The 20,312-nt window shown below is 38.4% G+C and carries 22 protein-coding genes; 12 read left to right on the forward strand and 10 right to left on the reverse strand.

Going from position 1 to position 20,312, the window contains the following annotated elements; all coding sequences use genetic code 11:
• Positions 1-10 precede the first annotated feature (10 nt).
• Entirely contained in the window at positions 11-952 is a 942-nt protein-coding gene (rarD, locus tag FBF83_RS17340; RefSeq protein WP_136948411.1) for an EamA family transporter RarD, read from the reverse strand.
• A 125-nt stretch (positions 953-1,077) separates the two neighbouring features.
• On the opposite strand from rarD, the gene FBF83_RS17345 reads away from it, so the two are divergent.
• Positions 1,078-1,779, forward strand: coding sequence for a VCBS repeat-containing protein (locus FBF83_RS17345; protein WP_205665333.1), 702 nt, complete (start codon positions 1,078-1,080; stop codon positions 1,777-1,779).
• 45 nt (positions 1,780-1,824) lie between these two features.
• On the opposite strand, the gene FBF83_RS17350 is transcribed toward FBF83_RS17345, so the two are convergent.
• The gene (locus FBF83_RS17350) at positions 1,825-1,950 is read right to left on the reverse strand and encodes a DUF2639 domain-containing protein (protein WP_084006676.1); all 126 of its coding nucleotides are present in this window, start codon (positions 1,948-1,950) and stop codon (positions 1,825-1,827) included.
• 439 nt (positions 1,951-2,389) lie between these two features.
• On the opposite strand from FBF83_RS17350, the gene FBF83_RS17355 reads away from it, so the two are divergent.
• The 3 genes from FBF83_RS17355 (at position 2,390) to FBF83_RS17365 (ending at position 5,788) form a co-directional block, all read left to right on the forward strand.
• Positions 2,390-3,334: an ATP-binding cassette domain-containing protein gene (locus FBF83_RS17355; protein ID WP_136948413.1), complete on the forward strand. Its 945-nt coding sequence runs from the start codon at positions 2,390-2,392 to the stop codon at positions 3,332-3,334.
• Positions 3,335-3,337: 3 nt separating this feature from the next.
• Complete coding sequence (locus tag FBF83_RS17360) at positions 3,338-4,129, forward strand: ABC transporter permease (protein WP_136948414.1); 792 nt, start codon at positions 3,338-3,340, stop codon at positions 4,127-4,129.
• A gap of 372 nt (positions 4,130-4,501) precedes the next feature.
• Positions 4,502-5,788, forward strand: coding sequence for a lysine N(6)-hydroxylase/L-ornithine N(5)-oxygenase family protein (locus FBF83_RS17365; RefSeq protein ID WP_169525611.1), 1,287 nt, complete (start codon positions 4,502-4,504; stop codon positions 5,786-5,788).
• Between the two features lie 113 nt (positions 5,789-5,901).
• Here the strand turns inward: FBF83_RS17365 and FBF83_RS17370 are convergent, their stop codons facing one another.
• From FBF83_RS17370 to FBF83_RS17385, 4 genes are all read right to left on the reverse strand, one after another.
• Positions 5,902-6,690 carry an STAS domain-containing protein gene (locus tag FBF83_RS17370; protein WP_136948416.1) on the reverse strand — a complete coding sequence of 263 codons (789 nt, stop codon included), beginning with the start codon at positions 6,688-6,690 and terminating at the stop codon, positions 5,902-5,904.
• 65 nt (positions 6,691-6,755) lie between these two features.
• Complete coding sequence (locus FBF83_RS17375; protein WP_136948417.1) at positions 6,756-7,028, reverse strand: acylphosphatase; 273 nt, start codon at positions 7,026-7,028, stop codon at positions 6,756-6,758.
• A gap of 48 nt (positions 7,029-7,076) precedes the next feature.
• Positions 7,077-7,829 carry a TIGR02206 family membrane protein gene (locus FBF83_RS17380; protein WP_136948418.1) on the reverse strand — a complete coding sequence of 251 codons (753 nt, stop codon included), beginning with the start codon at positions 7,827-7,829 and terminating at the stop codon, positions 7,077-7,079.
• A 112-nt stretch (positions 7,830-7,941) separates the two neighbouring features.
• Positions 7,942-8,730, reverse strand: a complete 789-nt coding sequence (locus FBF83_RS17385) for an STAS domain-containing protein (RefSeq protein ID WP_136948419.1) — start codon at positions 8,728-8,730, stop codon at positions 7,942-7,944.
• A gap of 233 nt (positions 8,731-8,963) precedes the next feature.
• On the opposite strand from FBF83_RS17385, the gene FBF83_RS17390 reads away from it, so the two are divergent.
• The 6 genes from FBF83_RS17390 (at position 8,964) to FBF83_RS17415 (ending at position 13,550) form a co-directional block, all read left to right on the forward strand.
• Positions 8,964-10,178 carry an EAL domain-containing protein gene (locus tag FBF83_RS17390; RefSeq protein WP_136948420.1) on the forward strand — a complete coding sequence of 405 codons (1,215 nt, stop codon included), beginning with the start codon at positions 8,964-8,966 and terminating at the stop codon, positions 10,176-10,178.
• 311 nt (positions 10,179-10,489) lie between these two features.
• The gene (locus tag FBF83_RS17395; protein WP_136948421.1) at positions 10,490-10,891 is read left to right on the forward strand and encodes a secondary thiamine-phosphate synthase enzyme YjbQ; all 402 of its coding nucleotides are present in this window, start codon (positions 10,490-10,492) and stop codon (positions 10,889-10,891) included.
• Between the two features lie 2 nt (positions 10,892-10,893).
• On the forward strand, positions 10,894-11,364 hold the full coding sequence (locus FBF83_RS17400; protein WP_136948422.1) for a low molecular weight protein-tyrosine-phosphatase: 471 nt from the start codon (positions 10,894-10,896) through the stop codon (positions 11,362-11,364).
• Entirely contained in the window at positions 11,361-12,227 is an 867-nt protein-coding gene (locus FBF83_RS17405) for a fructosamine kinase family protein (protein WP_136948423.1), read from the forward strand. Before FBF83_RS17400 ends, FBF83_RS17405 begins: the two co-directional genes overlap by 4 nt.
• A gap of 74 nt (positions 12,228-12,301) precedes the next feature.
• Positions 12,302-12,703: a YtxH domain-containing protein gene (locus FBF83_RS17410; RefSeq protein WP_136948424.1), complete on the forward strand. Its 402-nt coding sequence runs from the start codon at positions 12,302-12,304 to the stop codon at positions 12,701-12,703.
• A gap of 22 nt (positions 12,704-12,725) precedes the next feature.
• The gene (locus FBF83_RS17415; RefSeq protein ID WP_240688142.1) at positions 12,726-13,550 is read left to right on the forward strand and encodes a YihY/virulence factor BrkB family protein; all 825 of its coding nucleotides are present in this window, start codon (positions 12,726-12,728) and stop codon (positions 13,548-13,550) included.
• A 54-nt stretch (positions 13,551-13,604) separates the two neighbouring features.
• Here FBF83_RS17415 and FBF83_RS17420 read toward each other — a convergent pair whose 3' ends face one another.
• The gene (locus FBF83_RS17420; protein WP_169525599.1) at positions 13,605-15,518 is read right to left on the reverse strand and encodes a heavy metal translocating P-type ATPase; all 1,914 of its coding nucleotides are present in this window, start codon (positions 15,516-15,518) and stop codon (positions 13,605-13,607) included.
• A gap of 301 nt (positions 15,519-15,819) precedes the next feature.
• Between FBF83_RS17420 and FBF83_RS17425 the strand changes: the two genes are divergently transcribed.
• A complete protein-coding gene (locus tag FBF83_RS17425) occupies positions 15,820-16,617 on the forward strand; it encodes a VLRF1 family aeRF1-type release factor (RefSeq protein WP_136948426.1) in 798 nt (265 codons plus the stop codon).
• Positions 16,618-16,663: 46 nt separating this feature from the next.
• Here FBF83_RS17425 and FBF83_RS17430 read toward each other — a convergent pair whose 3' ends face one another.
• Entirely contained in the window at positions 16,664-17,827 is a 1,164-nt protein-coding gene (locus FBF83_RS17430) for a class I SAM-dependent methyltransferase (protein WP_240688143.1), read from the reverse strand.
• Between the two features lie 102 nt (positions 17,828-17,929).
• On the opposite strand from FBF83_RS17430, the gene FBF83_RS17435 reads away from it, so the two are divergent.
• Positions 17,930-18,391, forward strand: a complete 462-nt coding sequence (locus FBF83_RS17435) for a VanZ family protein (RefSeq protein ID WP_136948427.1) — start codon at positions 17,930-17,932, stop codon at positions 18,389-18,391.
• Between the two features lie 37 nt (positions 18,392-18,428).
• On the opposite strand, the gene FBF83_RS17440 is transcribed toward FBF83_RS17435, so the two are convergent.
• Together FBF83_RS17440 and FBF83_RS17445 are read right to left on the reverse strand one after the other, a co-directional pair.
• The gene (locus tag FBF83_RS17440) at positions 18,429-18,887 is read right to left on the reverse strand and encodes a TlpA family protein disulfide reductase (RefSeq protein WP_048313589.1); all 459 of its coding nucleotides are present in this window, start codon (positions 18,885-18,887) and stop codon (positions 18,429-18,431) included.
• A gap of 141 nt (positions 18,888-19,028) precedes the next feature.
• The gene (locus FBF83_RS17445; RefSeq protein ID WP_136948428.1) at positions 19,029-20,201 is read right to left on the reverse strand and encodes an MFS transporter; all 1,173 of its coding nucleotides are present in this window, start codon (positions 20,199-20,201) and stop codon (positions 19,029-19,031) included.
• Positions 20,202-20,312: the final 111 nt, after the last annotated feature.

Genomic DNA, 20,312 nt, shown 5'->3' on the forward strand with positions numbered 1-20,312 from the left:
ATTTTCTTAATTATGATAATGAATGCTTTTCTTGAAAGACTCTTGGCTCCATGCGTCGGAATAACTTTGTGCGAGAAAGTGTGAAGATCAGCAGAGCTGCCCAGATTAATATAAAGCTAATAAAATGAGCGGAAGTAAAGGTTTCGTCGTACAAAAACACGCCCTGAATCAACATTAGTGTTGGTGCAATGTATTGTAAAAACCCAATCATAGAAAGCGAGATTCGGTTAGCGCCAGTAGCGAAGAGCAATAACGGTACGGCTGTTACGATACCGGCACCAAGTAATAGCGCGAGAATCATAGTGTTTTCTACGTATAGTGCATCTCCAATGCTGTTACGGACCGTCATAAGGTAAATTAGTGCAAATGGTGTGATAAACAATGTTTCAATGGTAAGTCCAGTGAGTGCGCCAAGTTTGGCCGTTTTTTTTAACAAACCGTAAATACCAAAGCTTAAAGCGAGAACTAATGAAACCCATGGAATTTCTCCGAAACGAAATACCAGATTTAGCACACCAATTGTCGCAAGCGCAAACGAGATCATCTGCCAGAATGAAAGACGTTCTTTAAGAAAAAGGATGCCCAGCAGTACGCTGATTAACGGATTAATATAATAACCGAGACTCGTTTGTATAACATGATCGTGATTGACTGCCCAAATAAAAGCATACCAATTGATTGTAATAAACACTGAGGCGAACGCAATCGCAGTGAGTTTCTTTGGTTGACGTAGTATGGAAGCTAGTTCTTTTTGGAAAGATGGTAGCTTTCCAAGTACTAACAGAATAGCAATCATAAAAACGAAAGACCAAATGATTCGATGAGCGAGCACTTCTTCAGATGGGACATCTGCAACTAGTTTCCAGTATAGAGGGAGAATTCCCCAAAGAAAATAGGCTCCAGCACCTGATACAATACCTATTGTTTGATCTTGATCTATTCCCGCCTTCATAGGCAATCCCTCGTTTCAGTAAGTTTCACTTTTATCAGTTTAGCTTCCTTTCCAATTCATTACAACGATAATGGACTGAGGTTTTATACATAGACTAGTAATGAGAGATAGTGAGGGGGATGAAGATGAATCGGAACGATCGAATCTTATTAGATCAGAAAGTAGGCGATGTGACAGGTGATGGAGTTCCTGACATCGTCGTTTTGACCGGTACAAAACCCTTTGGTAGTGATACGCCTTTCGTTGATCAGGTGGTGTTAATGATAACAAATGGAGCTACTGGAATAGAATCATCTTTTGCTCTGCCTGGAAGTAGTGGATACAATCCCACACTTTATCTAGGAAGTTTTACTGGAAACAAAGTGAACGAAATCCTTGTCCGATCTGACTCTGGTGGGAGTGGTGGGATTACGTATGATTTCTTGTATTCTTATTTAAACCAATCGCTGAGATTATTATTTGATCAGGAAAGTTTCTATAACGCCTTTTCATACGCAGTTAACTACCTCAATAATTACCAGGCAAAAGTAGAAAATACAACATTACAGCAAACCTATATTGTGAGTCTTCTATATAAAGGGAAGGAGTATCTTTCAGAGATTTACAATGAAGATGGCATATTAAAAGCACCTGTTCAGGGTGATGTATTACCACCGGGAGGAGTATATCCTATTGACCTGCAGAGAGATGGTGTTGATGAATTACTGATTTATCAGAGGGTAATCGGGAGGTACAATGCGGATGGGCTAGGCTTTCTTTCAACACCTATTCAGTGGAAAGAAAACCGTTTTGTCCCTATGTATCAAACGCTTTGCATTTTCGGATAGTAAATATGTATAAAGGGGGATCACTCCCCCTGTAATGGAAGTTTCTTATTGCTTTTCAAGAAGAGCTGCAAGTACGTGTTTCTTGAATTTCTCAGTCTTGCGTCCTTCAATATAACGTACATCATGTTTCTTAAGCTGTTCAACGTACCAGCCTTTGCTTGCGTAATGCATCGAACCATCCTTTCTCTAATGAAAATTCTATAAGGAGTATTCTATAACCTTAACCGTGAACCATGTTAACATCTATTTCATGGTTGTGAAAAGGGAAATAGGGAAATTTTTTATTAGAAATTTTCACTTTAAATCTATGACAAATTGGATCGGAAAATAGATAATAATTGCAAGGAGGATTAGGACTTATCCTGGATTATAGCTGAAGATAAAATAAAGAGTCCGATGAAAGATGTTCGAATTTTCCTGCAGAATATCTGAAAGAATAGAACGTAAAATAACAGATTCGTAATGTAGAACCTTTATCAATTTATAAGGGTTTTCTTTTGTACACCTTGCACACTCTGTTAAAGGATAAACAGAAATGAAAAGAGAATCTAAGTAAAGTATGGTGCAATACATCATCATATCTCGCAATACTTCCAATGGAGGTTAGAAAATGGATGGATCGATTTTAGTACATGATCTTGTGAAAACATATAAAGGCGATGTGAAAGCTGTTCGGGGAGTTAGTTTTGAGGTGGCTGAAGGGGAGTTCTTCGCCTTTCTTGGCCCGAACGGTGCTGGCAAATCGACAACAGTACAAATTCTAACAACGCTTGTAAAGCCAACGTCAGGAACGATTCAAATTGGCGGTGTTAATGTAAATGAACAACCTGAACGTGTTAGATGGAATATTGGTGTTGCATTGCAAGAAACAGGTATAGATCCTGTTCTGACAGGAAGAGAATTAATTGAGATGCAGGCGAGACTTTTTGGTTTCACCAAAAAAAAGGCAAAAGAGAGAGCTAGTGAGTTACTTACATTAGTCGATTTAAACGATGCAGCCGAACGGCCTTGTGGAAAATATTCTGGAGGGATGAGGCGTCGCCTTGATCTCGCTTTGACGTTAGTTCATAAGCCCAAAATCCTTTTTCTGGACGAGCCTACGACTGGACTTGATCCTTCTAATCGAAAAGCTATTTGGAAAGAAATTAAGCGATTGAATAAAGAAGAAGGAACAACTATCTTTCTTACCACGCAATACCTTGAAGAAGCTGATCAGTTAGCGGATCGAATTAGCATTATTAACGAGGGCAGAATTGTTGCTTCTGGAAGTGTAGAAGAACTGAAAAGGACACTCGGATTTGATGCAATTCAACTTGTCTTTCATGAACCAGAAGAAGCTGAACGAGCGAGTGTGGTCTTAAATGATGTTGGCGAGAACATAGAGCGATCAAGAGAGGAAGTGACAATCTATACTGAAAATGGGACACAACTTCTTTCTGAACTCGTTCGTATGCTAGATGAACAGCAACTCTCACCAAAAACGCTTAACGTGAAGCCTCCTTCGCTTGATGATGTATTTATTAATGTAACGAATAAACAAAAGGAGAGGGTGTAGCGTATGGATGAACAGAAAAAAGGATCATTCCTTGTTGATACAATGGTTTTTACAAAAAGAAGCATCATTACGATCATTCGAAACCCGCTCATTTTCATCCCCAATTTAATCATTAGTCTTTTTTTCTTGTTTGTCTATGAAGGTGGATTAAGTGGAATATCGCAACTACCAGCATTTGAAGGCGCTAATTACCTTGCATTTATACTCCCAGTATCGATCGTTTCAGCTGCAATCGGAGGTGCTGGTGGAGCAGGACAAGCGCTCGTAAAGGATCTGGAGAATGGGTATTTCTCGAGACTTCTGTTAACACCATCTTCAAGGTTAGCCATTGTACTAGGGCCAATTATTGCTGGAATGCTTCAGCTTCTTATTCAAACAATATTAATTCTGGTGATTGCCTATTTTCTAGGTCTAGAAGTAGCTGCTGGTTTTGGTGGAGTGGTTGTAGTCCTCTTGCTTACGCTTGGATGGGGTCTTGCATTTGCAGGTTATTCGGTAGGAGTAGCACTTCGGACAAAAAATGCACAGTCTGCACAGGCAGGCACATTTGTTTTCTTCCCGCTTATCTTTTTAAGTACAACCTTTGTACCGTACGAACTTATCGAAGCGGGATGGCTTAAAATAGCGGCAACTATTAACCCAACGACCTACTTATTCGAAGCAATGCGTTCCGTCTTTATTGATGGATGGGAACCATGGCCGCTTGTAAGGGGATTTTTAGTGATTGCCCTATTATGTGCTATTACAATTACGTTCTCAGCTGTAAGTGCTTCAAAAGCTGTGAGCTCTGATTAAGACTTTAAACCCGTGAATAGCGGTTTTTTGTTTCTGGGTCCATTCTAACCGATTGTTGTTTTTAAAAAAGGTGCTGTATAAAATGACCACACTTAGCTGATTGGAGCGGAAGGTGCTCCGCTCCCGCGGAAAGCGAGCATCCTGGAGTGGAAATCAACCACTACTCTTGTCGCAACAATATCTACGAGAACAGCCTTGTTTTTAGTGGTTATCTTATTGGTAAAAAAATAATTAAATGTGCTATTAAGATTTAGAAATTGTAGCTTTGGGGTAAACCAAGATATGCGACAGTACTGTTTTGAATCTAATTATGCTATTCAATAGAGCATGGAATGGAGATCAAAGGACGTGAACACATTGAAGAATGATAAAATATATGATCTTGTAGGGATAGGCATAGGGCCATTTAATTTAGGAATGGCAGCACTTGCAGATCAAACAGAAGTAGATGCCATCTATTTCGATCAAAAGGAAGAGTTTAGTTGGCACCCAGGCATGTTAATTGATGGAGCAGATCTACAGGTGCCCTTCCTAGCAGATCTCGTTACTATTGCAGATCCTAAAAGTCCTTATACTTTTATTAATTATTTGCATGAACATAATCGACTATATCAGTTTTATTTTTTCAATAAATTAGATATACCAAGAAAAGAATATAATGCATATACACGCTGGGTAGCATCGAATCTTTCTAATTGCCATTTTGGTAAAAAGGTAATTGATGTGATCTATCATGAAGAAGGAAAGTATTATGAGGTATCTATTGAAGATGTTCAATCGTCTGAAACTCAGGTGATTAAATCGAATCATGTAGTACTTGGAACGGGGAGTGTACCAAACATTCCAGATGGATTTGAAGGTTTTTCTAATGAAGATGTTCTTCATACAAATCACTATCTCTATCGTGAAAAAGACCTGAAGAAATCGGATTCTGTTACAGTGGTTGGGTCAGGACAGAGTGCGGCAGAAGTTTTTTATGATTTTCTTCATGATCAGGAACGGTACGGTTATAGCTTGCGATGGTTAACGCGATCAGCAGGTTTCTTCCAGCTTGAACAAGCTAAGCTTGGCCAAGAAGTGTTCTCACCTGATTATGTTAGTTATTTTCATGAACTTCCATTTGAAGAGAGAACTAATGCACTAGAAACGCTTGGGACACTTCGAAAAGGGGTAGATCCTTCAACTCTTAAAAATATTTATCATTTGCTTTACCATCGTTCTACTGAAGAACAACCTGATGTCACGATACAACCTATGACAGAAGTAAATGGGATTGAAAAAAGAGGCGAAAGTTATGTTCTAAACTGTAGACAATGGCAAGAGGATCAACCGTTTGTAGTAGAAACAGACAAGGTTGTGCTTGCGACAGGCTATAAGCCACATTTCCCTGACTGGTTCAATCGAATTGGCGATGAAATTGAATGGGAAGATGAGAAGCGTTTCAAAGTAGAAATGGATCAACAGCTTGTTTTTAAAGATGGCCGTGACAATCATGTGTTTACACTTACAAACCTTGATCACTCACATGGAACTGGTGCAACGAACCTCGCGCTGTCAGTTGAGCGAAACAAGCGAGTATTAAATCGAGTGGCTGGGAAAGAACTATACTCTATTAATACAAATACTGTCTTCCAACAATTCTCTAGTAAGGGAATGTAGAAGGGGGCAAATTGTTTTCTAAAAGCTCTTTTCTAAATGATTTTTGCTATTAAGTTTACGAAAAGAGCCTTTAAGATCAAAAAAACTGACACAAATGTGTCAGCTTTTTTAATTTATTCATCTACTCTAACGAGAGAGTACCCTTCGAGATTTACCACATGATTAATACCCTGACGAAATGTAGCGAAAGTAGGGATAGAAGGATCTAGGTTAATGTTAATAAACCATTGTACAATCCGTTTAGTAATTCCAACATAGACAACTGTAACGCCCATTAAGCTTAGTGACTTGGTCATTGTCTCGCACAGTTTATGTGCTGAACTTTGTCCCATTTCAGTTAACCCCGAAAAATCGATTAGTACATAATCAGTGCTATTTGTAGCGGAGTAGTTTAACACACTCTGAATAAGCTTTTCCGAGCGATCATCAGTCATGGTACCAATAAGAGGGACAAGGATAGCATTATCGATCACAGTAGGAATAATCGCGTTCGATAATTCATTGACAAGCTTCTTATTTTCTTCGAATTCTTTCTGCTCTTCAGTGACATCGCGCCAGACTAGCATGTAGCCTATTTTGTCTCCACTCTCACCCCGGTACTCAGAGATGACAATGTTTGCTGCAAAACGATCAAACAGCTTAATTGTGCTTTCGTAAGGTAGCCGATGTTGTAAAATATTTCTCTGATGAGAAGGATTCTTATGGAATTCATCAATATTTCGTCCTATAAGGTCATTAGGCTCATCTATGTCGAGATAACTCTTTATCGATTCTAGTAAAGTTTTTGCTGGTTGATTAAACCAAACAATATTATAATTCATGTCACATACAAATATATTATCACCAAGACTATTCAGGGCCCTAGTTGTTTCCGCGTGTGTGAAGAAAGTTGTTTCTGTCAAATTACTACCCCCGAGCTAAAATATCCATTTAATCGTATTATAGTCGATAAACTCCGCAATTTCTATTAATAACGAATGGAAAAAGAACGCTCGTTATCTTGCACTTCTTTTTCTTGTGTTTTAATTTCATCAACAGATGAATAAGGACTTCCTTCTTTGATAGTTGAAATAAATCTTTCTAAAGTGGAATCTTCTCCTTGAGCTTCAATCTCGACAGACCCATCCATATGATTCATAACGTAACCACTTAGTTCATATTGAGCAGCTTTCTGCTGGGTATAGGATCTAAATCCTACACCTTGAACTTTACCTTTTACAATCAATTGATATCGTTTCATATGACCTCAACCTTTCAATTAGTGATAGTTATGTCATATCCTATTTGTTTACCTGTTAAACTGCGTTGTGCTGGAGATATTTTTAGCAGTGTTTGTCCATTTAGAAAAGATAAATGGTATATAAAGCAGGTGGAATGCAATAATTGTAATCCCTTCGAGTGAAAGCAGGTAGAATGGCCATGGACCAAGATATGATAGCAACGTGTTGCTTAGTGGCTTAGCCATTAAATACATGTAATTTGCATCAAGGAGCAGGTTTAACATGAAAATGAAAGTTACATAAAGGTTTAAACTAACAAAGGCTATCCAAACAGACTTGTAAGAGGGATTATATTTTTCGATTATAATCATAAAAAAGGTTGTTACAACAATACCACCATGAGCTATAAAAAAGTGCACGAATCTGAAGTGAGGATAGGCGTATACAAGGTCAGGTGTAATCATGGCAAAGATCGCACTCGCAGTTCCCACGAAATATGTGATCTCAAAAACGAAGAACTGTCTTGATAGCAGAAGGAATACAGCAAGAAAAAGGGAAATGCTGCTAAGTTGAAGTGGAAGAGTTGTCGCTATATCCCATTTTTGATGATATATAAACCAGAGATGAAAGCTAATTTCAGACAATACTAACACTATAGCAATACTGATTCGCACCACAAAGTTAGTTACAGCATGCCTCAGTTGATTTTTAAGGATAATCATCAAAAACAACAAAATTACAAGTATACAAAGAGCAAGAATATGTGGTGTGGAGAATAATGCGAAATCACGATTGGTGAACCATGAGAAGGAACCCATCATTACCACTACCTCTCTCTATCCAGAACAAAATAGTTTTAATTAATCTTAAGGTGCGAGACTTAAAAAAGCTTTCGAACAAGAATCGAAAGCTTTTCATGAGTAATTGAATTAATTAGTTAATATCCTTTAACGCATGTTTAACAGAAGGGAAGCTTTTCACTGATGATAATGTTAAATCATCTTTCATTCCTTCTAGCACAAACTCTGGACGAACTCCCGTAATCATGAGTCGAGCACCCATTAATTTGATGAGTTGATTTAACTGATCGACACCTTGATGGAGTTGTCTTGTGAAGTGACTAACACCGGACAGATCAAGAATCAAATATTCGTCGCCACTTTTCTGTATATGTGTACTAACATTATTGAGAAGTAATTCGACACGCTCATCATCAATATCACCAACGAGCGGAACAATGGAGACGTTGCGATCAATTGGCACGATTGGTGTCGATAAACTCTTCACTTGATCGAGATAACGGTCTGATCGTTCTTCCGCTTCTTTTCTTTTTGTAACATCCTGCTGAACGCCTACAAAGTAGGTTTGATGTTCGCTTTCTATATAGACTGGATAGATTTGCAGTTCATTCCAGAATGCTTGACCGTTTTTACGGTAGTTTTTAATTTCTACTTTAATTTTTTCTTTGTTTTTAATGGCCGTACGTAGCTTTTTAACCTTCTCTTGGTTAGTATCCTCCCCCTGGAGAAAACGACAATTGTAACCAAGAATTTCTTCAGATGAATAGCCACTTAGTTCTTCAAACCCGCGATTTGTATAAACGATAGGATTGTCTGGAAGTTCTGGATCTGTAATGACAACACCAGTTTCAACAAATTCAATAGCTGTCCTGACAAATTCATTTTTTTTCATGCGTTTGAGTTGATCCTTATTTACCCTCATAGTGACATCTCCATGACTTATTCGTTCTCATACTATCATCACCTTTTACATTCAATGTTACTACTAGTATAAAACGCTTAGTTATAAATTCCAATGAAAACCCATTTATTTAGAACAATATAACAAAACAGCTTTATTCAATATTGATAAGTAGGGTTAGGGAAAAGAAAGAGTGTTTATGCGGTTAATGGTATAATAAATATATTTACTTTTATCCGAGGGAGGGGTTAGTAATGGATGCACTTGATGTAATGGGGAAAAAAGAAGATATCTTCCCATACTTCCAGCCGATTGTTAGTGCTGACAAGCAACAGATTATTGGATACGAAGTTCTCGGACGAATTAAAACAGATGATGGGATCGAAAGTTTAGGGTTTTTCTTTCAAGACCACTCAATTCCAGAAGATTACATAATGGAAATAGATACGCATATACGAAAGTTAGCGATTTCCTATCTTCAAAAGCAAAAAAGTAATCAATGCTTATTCTTTAATTGTAGCGCAAGACATCTTCTATTTGACCATGGTGAGACAATTACGAATTCTCTTGAGGAATATGGAGAAAACGGGGTTCCATACGATAAAATTGTGATAGAAGTATCTGATTATGATATTGATGATGATGATCTTCAGAAGCTTCAACATATTCTAACTTATTATAAAAGTCTCGGTGTGCAAGTTGCGGTTAGCCATGCCGGTAATATGATGAGTAACATCGAAAAAATCGCTATTCTTAATCCGAATATTATCAAGGTTGGTTTAACGAACCTGAAAGATAAAGGAATGCCTCCTGAATATAGAGAAGTTCTTTATGCTCTCTCCATGCTTGGTCGCAAAATTGGGGCAACGTTATTGTTTGAAGGGATTGAGGGAGTTGGGCAATTGAAATATGCCTGGCAGAACGGCGGTCGTTATTACCAGGGTTATTACTTTGGAAAACCAGGACCAGAATTTCTTTTGAGCAATGAATTTAAGCCACTTCTTACAAAAGAATTTCATCAATTTATTGTTCATGAAAGAAAGCGTTTGCTTTCTTTATATGAGTTATCACAAGATTTTAATCGTCATTTACAACAGCAAATTAAGCGCACAAAGCAAAATAATTGGAATGAAATAGTGTCTGAAGCAGCGCGCTCTTTAGGGGATGCATGCTTCAGAGGGTATATTTGTGATGAAGACGGGCATCAGGTTTCTTCTAACTATTACCGTAATGGAGATGGGGTTTGGGAATTTCAGCCTAAATACGAAGGAGATAACTGGAGCTGGCGGCCATATTTTCTCGAAAACATCGTGAGAATGAGGCATGAACAGGTTGGTATCCTTTCTGATTTGTACAGTGACATTGAAACAAATGAACTTATTCGTACCTATTCCTATCCAATTAATGATACCCATTACTTGTTTCTTGATATTCCTTATCTTTACCTTTATGAACGTGATGATTATTAAAAGTGGGTTAATTCCGCTCCGATTAGTTAAGTGTGATTTTTAATTCGTTCAAAAGCAACAATCTTTTAGAATGGCTCTTTTCGTAACATTGTTGCTATAGGAGTGAGAGGGATTTCCGCTCCAGGATGCTCGCTTTCCGCGGGGCGGGCGGTGAGCCTCCTCGGCGCAAAAAGCATTGCGCCTGTGGGGTCTCACCTGTCCCGCTAGTCCCGCAGGAGTCGAGCATCCTTCCGCTCCAATCAGCTAAGTCTGACTCTTTATTAAAGGAATAAAAAAAGGGTAGTACAACTATAGAAAAGGGAGGAATAAAGATGCTTAAGAAAATTTCTGTGAAAACAAATCAACGGGATCAAATGCTTGATATTACATCTGAAGTGAGACATGCAATTGGGGAAGAGCGTTTTAAAAGCGGTATTGTAATTGTGTATTCTGCCCATACGACAGCAGGTATTACAATAAACGAAAATGCTGATCCTGATGTTAAGCACGATATGCTTATGAGACTAGATGAAGTTTATCCGTGGGAACACTCCAATTATCGTCATGCAGAAGGAAACTCGGCTTCCCATTTGAAAACGAGTACAGTAGGAGCTTCTCAGACCGTCATTGTTGAAAATGGAGAACTTATATTAGGAACGTGGCAGGGAATTTACTTTTGTGAGTTTGATGGACCTCGTAACCGTACGGTTTACATTAAAACAATGGAGGGATAACGATGATACGAGTTCTATTCGTTTGTCTTGGTAACATTTGTCGTTCACCGATGGCAGAAGCCATATTTCGCTCTAAAGTAGAGAGTGTTGGGCTTTCTGACCAAATTGATATGGATTCAGCAGGAACAGGTGACTGGCATGTTGGCGAGCCTCCGCATGAAGGAACAACAGAAATACTAAGTAAGCAAAAAATTTCTACGAACGGAATAAGGGCGAGACAGGTTAAGAAAGTGGACCTTGATCGTTTTGAATATGTTGTAGCAATGGATGCGGCAAATTTAGGGGAACTTCACGAAATGGCAGGGATGCAACCAGCTAGTTCCATTTCACGTTTAATGGATTATGTCACTGACAGCGAGTTTGAAGATGTTCCAGATCCTTATTTTGATGGAAACTTCGAACAAGTTTATGAGATGGTAACGGAAGGCTGCGAAAAGCTACTAGAGCATATTAGGGAAGATAAAGGTATATGAAGGGCGCAATAGAAGAGGCAGTAAGAGAAACTGGAGACCAAACATCAATTGAAAAATGCGATGCTGTTTCAGGAGGATCGATTAATGATGCTTTCTATATCAAAACAGGTGCACAAGAATACTTTGCAAAATTAAATCGTTCCGCTCCTGACGATTTTTTTGAAGCTGAAGAAAAAGGGCTTCGTCTTCTTGACCAACAGGGTATTCGTGTTCCAAAGCCTTTACTCATTCTCCCCCGTGAAAAATCTGAGATGGTTTTTCTTATGGAATGGATCCCATCCGTGCCATCCAACGGGAAAACTGATCGGGCACTTGGGAGTCTGGTCGCAGAAATGCATCAAAAGAGAGCAAGCACTGTGGGTTTAGATGAACCCAATTACATTGGTGAACTCCCTCAGCCCAATCACCAGGAAAGAGATTGGGTAGCTTTCTTTCGAGATCACCGACTTGGTACAATTCAGAGGATAGCGAATGAGAAAAATATTCTCTCTGTAGAACGTAACCACCAACTAGATGTATTAAAGGATAACCTTCGCTCTTTCCTTGGACATAATCCGGAAATATCGCTCCTACATGGTGATTTATGGGGAGGGAACTGGCTTGAAAGTGAGAGTGGAAAGCCATATCTAATTGACCCAGCCGTCTATTGCGGTGACAGAGAAGTTGACATTGCTTTTACATATTTATTTGGAGGGTATTCAACTGAGTTCTATAATCAGTATCAAGCGGATTATCCGCTGCTAAATGGGTGGGAAGAACGAATTCCCATTTATCAGCTATATTATCTTCTTGTTCATCTTGTCCTATTTGGGGAAAGCTATGGTAGTGCGGTGAATCGTATTCTTAAAAGATATACGGTTTAAATCATATGAATGCGTTTCATTGCTTATGATAAGGGGAAAATAGTCTCATCTTAATAAGTCGAGGAGGAAATTAAATGAGTCAGTCATATCCAGGCGGTAACCAGAATAAATTGTTTAAAGCAGTCCTGATTGGTGGACTAGCAGGTGCTCTAATCTCACTACTTGATCGAGGCACAAGAGAATCGATTAAAACAGGCTCCAAACGTGCAGGTAGTGTGTTACGTGACGTGAAAAGCAATCCATCGTACTATACTGATAAATGGAAGCAAACGGTAGATGAAGCGAGCGGACTTATGAAAGAAGTACAAGAAGACATCTCAACCTTATCAAATAAATTTAATGGACTTAAAGAAAGTTCAGTTGAAGCGTTTAATCTTGTGAAAGAAACACAACATGATCTTAAAGAAATCGGTTCAAAAGTTGTTGAAGCTGGCGAAGAGTTAACGGGTAAAGATGGAGACACAATGACACATTAAACAAGCAGCAGGAGGGTAAATAGTGGATGCAACGTTTAGTCAATTTTCAAAGCAACTTTTCTCAAGAATGAAAGAGCACTATGTAACAGATTTGTCGGCACAGCTGGCGTATTATTTCTTGCTATCGCTCTTTCCGTTTTTAATATTCGCTATTACCCTCTTGACTCATTTTGATTTTTCTCAGAATCAAATTCTAGATTTAATTTCTCAATATGCTCCTTCAGAATCATTTGTTACAATACAGGAAAATTTAATCTTAGAAGATGGGGCTCGTAAAAGCCTTCTTTCATTTGGGATTATTGCGACCATTTGGTCAGCATCAAATGCTATTAATGCAATTATTAAGTCACTGAATAGAGCTTATAATGTTCAGGAAAGCCGTCATTTTCTAATTGCTAGAGGGCTGTCAATCCTCTTGTCGTTTGCTATGATTCTTGTCATAGTTGTGGCGCTCATTTTACCGGTGTTTGGCGAAACGCTCTGGCGTTTCTTCGTCTCGTTCTTTGATATTCCAGAGTCGTTTAGCTTTATGTTTGGTTTAATTCGATGGTTTTTGAGTCTCTCCATTATGATCGTTGTGTTTATGTTCATTTATTATTACGCTCCGAATAAACGATTAAATTACAAAGATGTTTTACTTGGCTCAATTTTTGCATCAGTAATGTGGCAACTTGTATCACTTGTATTTTCTTATTACATCAATAATTTTGGTAATTATTCTGCTACTTACGGAAGTCTAGGTGGAGTGATTGCACTTATGCTCTGGTTCTATTTGACTGGACTCGTGATTATTGTAGGTGGGGAAGTGAACGCCACTTCGAACTATTTCCGTAAAAAAAGCCAATAAGCAGAGCAGCCTTGGGCTGCTCTGCTTATTGGCTTGATTTCTATTTTCTTAGCTTCATTTCAACAGGCGAAGGCCATTTAATATAACGAGAATTGTACTTCCTTCATGCCCGATTACACCAAGAGGAAGAGTTAGGAATTGAAAGAAATTCGAAGCGATTAGGATGAGAATAATTGAAATAGAGAAAATAACATTTTGTTTAACAATAAGATTTAATCGGTTCGATAAACTCACTGCTTGGGTTAGTTTACCAAGATCGTTTTTCATTAAAACAACATCTGCAGATTCAAGAGCTACATCCGTACCTTGCCCCATTGCAATGCCAACATCTGAGACTGCTAGGGCAGGAGCATCGTTTATACCATCTCCAATCATTCCAACCGTACCGTATTGCATTTTAAGTTCCTTCAGCTTCTTTACTTTATCTTCTGGAAGACAATTAGCGTAATATGTTTTGATTCCGACTTCCTCAGCAATGGCTTTAGCCGTTTGTTCGCTATCTCCAGTCAACATAACAGGTTCGATACCACGCTTTTTAAGAGCTTTAACCATAGCATTAGATTCGCTTCTAACTTTATCTTTAAGTGCAATCATTCCAGCAATACCGTTGTCATCAGATGCAATAACGATCGTTTTTCCACTTTGTTGTAATAATGTATATTGCTCATGGAATGTATCGAATCCCAACTTATCTGAGAAGAATCCTAATTTACCTACCCTCCATGTCGTTTCACCTAGTTTAGCTTCAACACCCCATCCAGAGTGATCCATCATTTGGTCAGGTTGATACCAGTCAATATGACCTGCGTAATTGACAATAGCTTTACCGAGAGGGTGTGTTGATTGACGTTCTATTGATGCTACGGCTTTAATAAACAAATCTTCCTCAATATCATCACGTGTAAAAACGTCTGTTACAACAGGAGAACCTTCTGTAAGAGTACCTGTTTTATCAAGAGCGACTGCTTTCATTGTGCCAAGCTGCTCAAGGTGAACTCCTCCTTTAAAAAGGATACCAGTCCGTGCACCTGCAGAAATAGCTGAAAGCGTTGCGGGCATAATTGAAGCGACTAAAGCACAAGGAGAAGCAACCACGAGAAATACCATGGCGCGATAAATTGTTTCATCCCAAGTCCAGCCTAGCGCGTAATGAGGAAGCACCATAAGAAGTGCACCAATTGAAAGTACACTTTTGACATACCAACCTTCTAGTTTCTCAATAAATAATTGAGAAGGTGCTTTCTGATCCTGAGCTTCCTGAACGAGTGTGATGATTTTCTGAAAGACGGTATCTTCACTGCGCTTTGTCATCTTTACTGTCAGATGTCCTGAAATATTTAAAGTACCAGCATAAACTTCTTCATCAATTTGCTTTGTAACAGGTAGTGATTCTCCTGTGATGGCTGATTGATCAACAGAAGTCTGGCCTTTTATAATAATGCCGTCCGCAGGGACACGTTCTCCAGGGCGAATTAGAAGCATATTCCCAATTAAGAGGGAATCAGCTGAAACAATACGTTCATTCCCGTTTTCAAGTATAGTAGCCGTTTCAGGTTGTATATCCATAAGAGACTCTAGCTCACGTTCACTTTTATTCAATGTATAGGTTTCAAGTGCACCACTTAACGCAAAGATGAAAATCAGTATTGCACCCTCGGTCCAGTATCCTATGCTACCAGCTCCAACCGCCGCAATAATCATGAGGAGCTCAACATTAACATCTTTATCGGCGATTGAATCCGTTATGCCTTCTTTTGCTTTAGCGAATCCCCCAATAATAAAAGCAATGATATAAAGAGTAGATTCGGTAGAAGGCGTGAATGCCCCTTCCATTAACCATGCAAAAGCAATAATAATTCCGCTCACTAATGCAGCTATTAGTTCTCCATGTCGTTTTAGTGCGTTCCACCAAAAGGAAGTATGGGGTGGGTATGTGTTGGATTGAATATTAACCTGTTCCATTATCATTCCTCCTTTTTATAATTGAGAGAGAAAGTCATCCTCAATTATCCGTGTAAAACTATAATGCTGTGATCATATTTCGATCCAAGCCAGATAAAGTGCAAAAAACAAGTGTATATATATACAGTCGGTGAGAACGATTTTCATTAGATTAGAATGATTATTATCTTTTAATGATTTCATTCTATCACATTTTGTTCACAGTGACTATACAAAAGAAAACAATTGGGCGTGATGATTTGACGTTTAATAACAGGGAAAAGGCGGGAATGGAATTTGTAACAACGAAATGATGAGGAGGACAACAATGTTATTAAAAGAAAAGCTAGAACAGGTTAAACATGCGCAGGTTCAAAAGCCAAATAAGGTTTTCACGTTATACTTAAATACAGATCGTCGTGATGCTGATCGACAAAATGGGGAATGGAGGATTCAGTTAAAAAATGGATTCCGCAATTTTGAGGAGTATTTAAAACAGAGCGACAACAAAGAGGAACTGGAAAATTTCGAGAAAGTAAAAGAGAAAGTACAGAATGAGTTAGCTCGAATCGAAAATGATTTAAATCGTGGTTTAGTCATTATTGCTTCTTCAGACGACCAAATTTGGTTTGTTGAACGAACGCAGGTACCAGTTGAAACGAATTTATACTGGGAAGAAGAGCCTGAGCTCGATCAATTACAACAACTAGAAGACAAGTATCCTAATACAGGAATTATTCTTGTTCATTATGACTATGTACGTATTCTTGAAACGGAGCTAGGTTTCCTCACAAAAAGTGAAGAATACGCATGGGATCCTGACGAAGATAACTGGAGAAAATACGAAGGGACGACTGGAAACGAAAATATTTCCGGTAACGGTAGTACTGCTCAACGCGAACTTTATGAAGATCGCATTAAAGCAAATCGAGAAAGATGGTATAAATCTATGGCGGCTAAGCTTGATAAGAAAGCCAAAAATCGTCAGTGGGAAAAGATTTACGTAGCTGGTGAAAAAGAAGAAGCTAGTGAACTAAATGATCTAATGAATAAAGAAGGAATCGTTATCGGTAAAAATTATGCTGATAAACGAGATGATGAAGTAATTAGTTCACTTGTTTCCTAATGGAGAAAGCACCCAATTGGGTGCTTTTCTAGTATGGAAATGTCTATTATTTAGTAGCTTTAACTGTAAATAGTTTTGGAATCCCTCGATCATGGAGTTTACTATTTGGTTCCTCCACTACTTGTTTAATCATTAAATTCTCATTGGCAATGGCTGTTATAATCTCACCTAGTGTCCATTTTCTTTGAAAAACAATATTCTCTTCAGTGTTATTCTCAAGATGTTTCTCATAGGCAACGCCTCTTTGATGAATGGAAGGATCAAAGTAGTTTCCGTCCACCTTATGTTTTTTACCTTTAGATGTAATAAGCTTTGTTGAAATTGGATGGAAGTCCTGAACAACAAAAGTTCCTCCAGGCATTAAAAGACGCTCAACAACATTGAAAAGTGGTTGAAGATCTAAAAAGTAGTGCAAAATTCCAAGTTCCATTACAACAACATCGAATCTCCCATCGTGTTGCTCACCGAGCTTAAGAATGTCAGATACATAATAAGACAAATCCACATTGCAATGTTCTGCAAGTTCCTTAGCATAGCGTTCATTCTCATAGGAGAAATCAATTACAGTCGATTTTGCTCCTAGCAAACTTATAGCAGTAGCTTTCATCCCGTGTGAACCCATTAGATTAGCTACATTTTTCCCTTCCAATGGAGGGAGAAAAGGCATAAGTGATTTAAGTCGTGCCACAGGATTCGCTTTCAACTTAGTCGCTGCTTCTTCAGGAGTGCCAAATCGGTTAAGAAGCGCTTCGTATGTTTGCTGATTCCATGATTTTTCATTTTGCTTTGTAACTTTATTCTGCATCATCAAAAGATGACTATTAACAAGGGAGCGCCACTCTGGTAGCTGTTGATAATAATAAAGGGAGATGCAAGGAACAGTACGATCATCAAAAGGAACTTCAATTAAATAAGGATTCGTACGAATAACTGTGTTGTAAGAGCATTCCACTAGAACCTTTTGATTATTAACATCATATATCGCGACAGATTTTTCGACCGAATGCTCTGGTGTAGCTTTTCCGAACATCTTATTGAATTCATTGATAACATACTCAAATCCATCCCATTGAATGGAAACTGTTATGATATCAGGGGCGGGGCTCACCTCTTGAAGCCAAAGTGCTGTTTCATTTATAAAGAAATAAGGAATGTTATAGTTGTTTAGGGATGTTGATAGTTTTGTTAGGACGTTTTGCTGATCGGGCATTTTTCCACCTCAAATTTGTTACATGAACATATTTTGTATAGAATACTATAGCATAAAGACTGGACATAAGGCATCTGAATGATAGGGAGAGAGACGTGTATTATGCAGACACAAAATGAACGTGTTCCACCACAGAAATGGGTGAAAAAGGGCGGTGCATTCGTTTTATGTATCTATCTACTAGCTCTTTTTTATGCTACTTTGTTTATTTATAATTATTATCCTTATGGTAAATCCGTTAACCTTGTATTGTTTGATAGTATTAAACTGATGTGGGAGAGCGGTAGCTACTGGCTAATATTAAAGAATATTATCGGTAATATTCTATTGTTTATGCCACTGGGTTTTCTTATACCGCTTGTTAGCAAGAAAGGGAACTCTGGCTTGATTATTGCCATAATCGGTTTTGCAACAAGCACTTTGATTGAGTTGCTACAATATTTTGTTGCTCAAAGAATCTTCGATATTGATGACATTCTACTTAATGCCTTAGGTGCTGTAGTAGGGTACGTGGCATTCAGGGTAGTTCTTAATCTTTACAGAAAAATGAAAAAGGTAAAATAAAAAGGCAGCCATGAGCTGCCTTTTGGTTTGTATGCTTTTAATCTTCCTTTTTGGCTTTATCCAGAAGCTTCGTGATGCGTTTAGTAAGCATCTTGCGACCTTCTCCACCTGCTTGGAAGTGACGAAGCTTACCTTCTGAATCAAATACATAGTATGCTGGCACATATTGATTGTCAAATGCGTCAGTAAGTTTGTGATCACTGTCTACGAAAATTGGTTGGCTGATATCGTGTTGGTCGGCTACCTCTTTAATTTCGTCTAAATCAAGGTCTTTTTCAGAGCGTGGCATATGAACAGCTATTACGTTCATGTCCTCGCTGTACTCGTCACGGAATTCATTGATCATTGGCATTGCCTCTTTACACAGACCACAGCTGATGGACCAAAAGTGAACGAGTGTAAGGGGCTTATTCCCAACTAAATCGCTTTTTGAAACTTCTCCGTTAAACCATGCTTTGGCACCTTCGAATTCAGGCATTTCTTCGCGTAATTTCATCCTGTATCGACTCCTTTTTTATGGGCTAATTATAATCATTATCAATTAATCACAATTATTATTATAGTATATTCAGTTCATAAGTCAATGAAAAGGGTTTTTTAATTATAGTATTAAAATGGCTAATAAAATGTTTCTTACTCATGATGAAGTAGAAAAGTTTGCTGATTGTTCAGGACTACGGTGAGTAGCAGTTGCGATAAATAAGAAGAGCAACATACCGCTAATCGCATAGAAAATACTGCCCTGTGCAAACCAATCAATGAACAAACCACCTAGATACGGTCCGAGTATACTACCAATTCCAAAGAAAATACCAGCAAGAATGTTCCCGGTAGGTAGCAGACTATTAGGAAGAAGGTCGGCTAAATAGGTAATGCTTAAAGAAAATAATGAACCGACCATCATGCCAGCAAGGAAGAATAAGATAAATAGAAATGTTACGGACGTCGTGAAAATGGCGCCAGAAAAACAAATCCATCCAATCAGCATACTAAGAAGCAATACATTTTTACGGCCAAGTTTATCGCTCCATATTCCGAGAGGCATTTGGAAAACGAGACTTCCTACAACAAATGCAGGCAGAAGTATGGAGACAGCTTTTACATCAAGTCCAGCTCTAAGAGCGTATACTGGAAAGTTACCATGAAGGGAAGCTTCTAGAAAACCATATCCAAAAGAAGGCAGTAGAGCTACCCAACCGATTTTTAATACATGCAAGTATTTAGAGAGCACGCGTTCAGAACCTGACGTTAGTGGATCAGGAAATTCATTCGTAATCCTTGTAAGCATGAACCAGGTGACTAAAGAAATACCTGATGCAATGACAAAAGGTAGGTATAGTGAAAATTGAACAAGAATCGTTGAAAGTGGACCTGCAGCAAAACCTAGACCGAATGCCGATCCGTAAATCGCGATGTTTCGTCCACGTTTCTCTTTAGAAGTGGTAGTTGTAATCCAGAGTTGTGTTGCAAAGTGAAGCAGGTTATCTCCAATTCCCACAATGATACGAAGAATAAACCAGAACCAGAATGCTTGCCATATTGGAATCAGGATAACAGATATAGCGACAAGAAGAAGTCCCACGCTAATGGCAGGTTTGTATCCAAATTTGCGAACTGGCTTTTCGATAAACGGAGAAGCAAATAGAATTCCAATATATAAGGCGGAAGCATTTAATCCATTCATGCTTGAGGAAACACCTGCCTCTTCAAGTAGAATAGAGAGGAGAGGTAGGAGCATGCCTTGAGAATAGCCTGAAATGAAAACAATTGAAATTAGAATTAAAAAACGATAACGATTTGATTCAAACATTTGTTCACATCCAAAAAAGAAGTTACAATCAATGCCAATTATAATGGAAGGGTACAAAAAGAGCCACCGTTCGCAATTTTTTAAATACTGTTCTAAAATAGATACAGCGCA

The organism is Guptibacillus hwajinpoensis, assembly GCF_005144865.1.
Classification (GTDB): domain Bacteria; phylum Bacillota; class Bacilli; order Bacillales; family Guptibacillaceae; genus Guptibacillus; species Guptibacillus hwajinpoensis_A.

Excerpts from the sequence above, each read along its gene's own strand:
- rarD (WP_136948411.1), bottom strand. The coding sequence starts at position 952 with ATGAAGGCGGGAATAGATCAAGATCAAACAATAGGTATTGTATCAGGT.
- FBF83_RS17345 (WP_205665333.1), top strand. The coding sequence starts at position 1,078 with ATGAATCGGAACGATCGAATCTTATTAGATCAGAAAGTAGGCGATGTG.
- FBF83_RS17350 (WP_084006676.1), bottom strand. The coding sequence starts at position 1,950 with ATGCATTACGCAAGCAAAGGCTGGTACGTTGAACAGCTTAAGAAACAT.
- FBF83_RS17355 (WP_136948413.1), top strand. The coding sequence starts at position 2,390 with ATGGATGGATCGATTTTAGTACATGATCTTGTGAAAACATATAAAGGC.
- FBF83_RS17360 (WP_136948414.1), top strand. The coding sequence starts at position 3,338 with ATGGATGAACAGAAAAAAGGATCATTCCTTGTTGATACAATGGTTTTT.
- FBF83_RS17375 (WP_136948417.1), bottom strand. The coding sequence starts at position 7,028 with ATGAAACGATATCAATTGATTGTAAAAGGTAAAGTTCAAGGTGTAGGA.
- FBF83_RS17380 (WP_136948418.1), bottom strand. The coding sequence starts at position 7,829 with ATGATGGGTTCCTTCTCATGGTTCACCAATCGTGATTTCGCATTATTC.
- FBF83_RS17385 (WP_136948419.1), bottom strand. The coding sequence starts at position 8,730 with ATGAGGGTAAATAAGGATCAACTCAAACGCATGAAAAAAAATGAATTT.
- FBF83_RS17390 (WP_136948420.1), top strand. The coding sequence starts at position 8,964 with ATGGATGCACTTGATGTAATGGGGAAAAAAGAAGATATCTTCCCATAC.
- FBF83_RS17395 (WP_136948421.1), top strand. The coding sequence starts at position 10,490 with ATGCTTAAGAAAATTTCTGTGAAAACAAATCAACGGGATCAAATGCTT.
- FBF83_RS17400 (WP_136948422.1), top strand. The coding sequence starts at position 10,894 with ATGATACGAGTTCTATTCGTTTGTCTTGGTAACATTTGTCGTTCACCG.
- FBF83_RS17405 (WP_136948423.1), top strand. The coding sequence starts at position 11,361 with ATGAAGGGCGCAATAGAAGAGGCAGTAAGAGAAACTGGAGACCAAACA.
- FBF83_RS17410 (WP_136948424.1), top strand. The coding sequence starts at position 12,302 with ATGAGTCAGTCATATCCAGGCGGTAACCAGAATAAATTGTTTAAAGCA.
- FBF83_RS17420 (WP_169525599.1), bottom strand. The coding sequence starts at position 15,518 with ATGATAATGGAACAGGTTAATATTCAATCCAACACATACCCACCCCAT.
- FBF83_RS17425 (WP_136948426.1), top strand. The coding sequence starts at position 15,820 with ATGTTATTAAAAGAAAAGCTAGAACAGGTTAAACATGCGCAGGTTCAA.
- FBF83_RS17430 (WP_240688143.1), bottom strand. The coding sequence starts at position 17,827 with ATGCCCGATCAGCAAAACGTCCTAACAAAACTATCAACATCCCTAAAC.
- FBF83_RS17435 (WP_136948427.1), top strand. The coding sequence starts at position 17,930 with ATGCAGACACAAAATGAACGTGTTCCACCACAGAAATGGGTGAAAAAG.
- FBF83_RS17440 (WP_048313589.1), bottom strand. The coding sequence starts at position 18,887 with ATGAAATTACGCGAAGAAATGCCTGAATTCGAAGGTGCCAAAGCATGG.
- FBF83_RS17445 (WP_136948428.1), bottom strand. The coding sequence starts at position 20,201 with ATGTTTGAATCAAATCGTTATCGTTTTTTAATTCTAATTTCAATTGTT.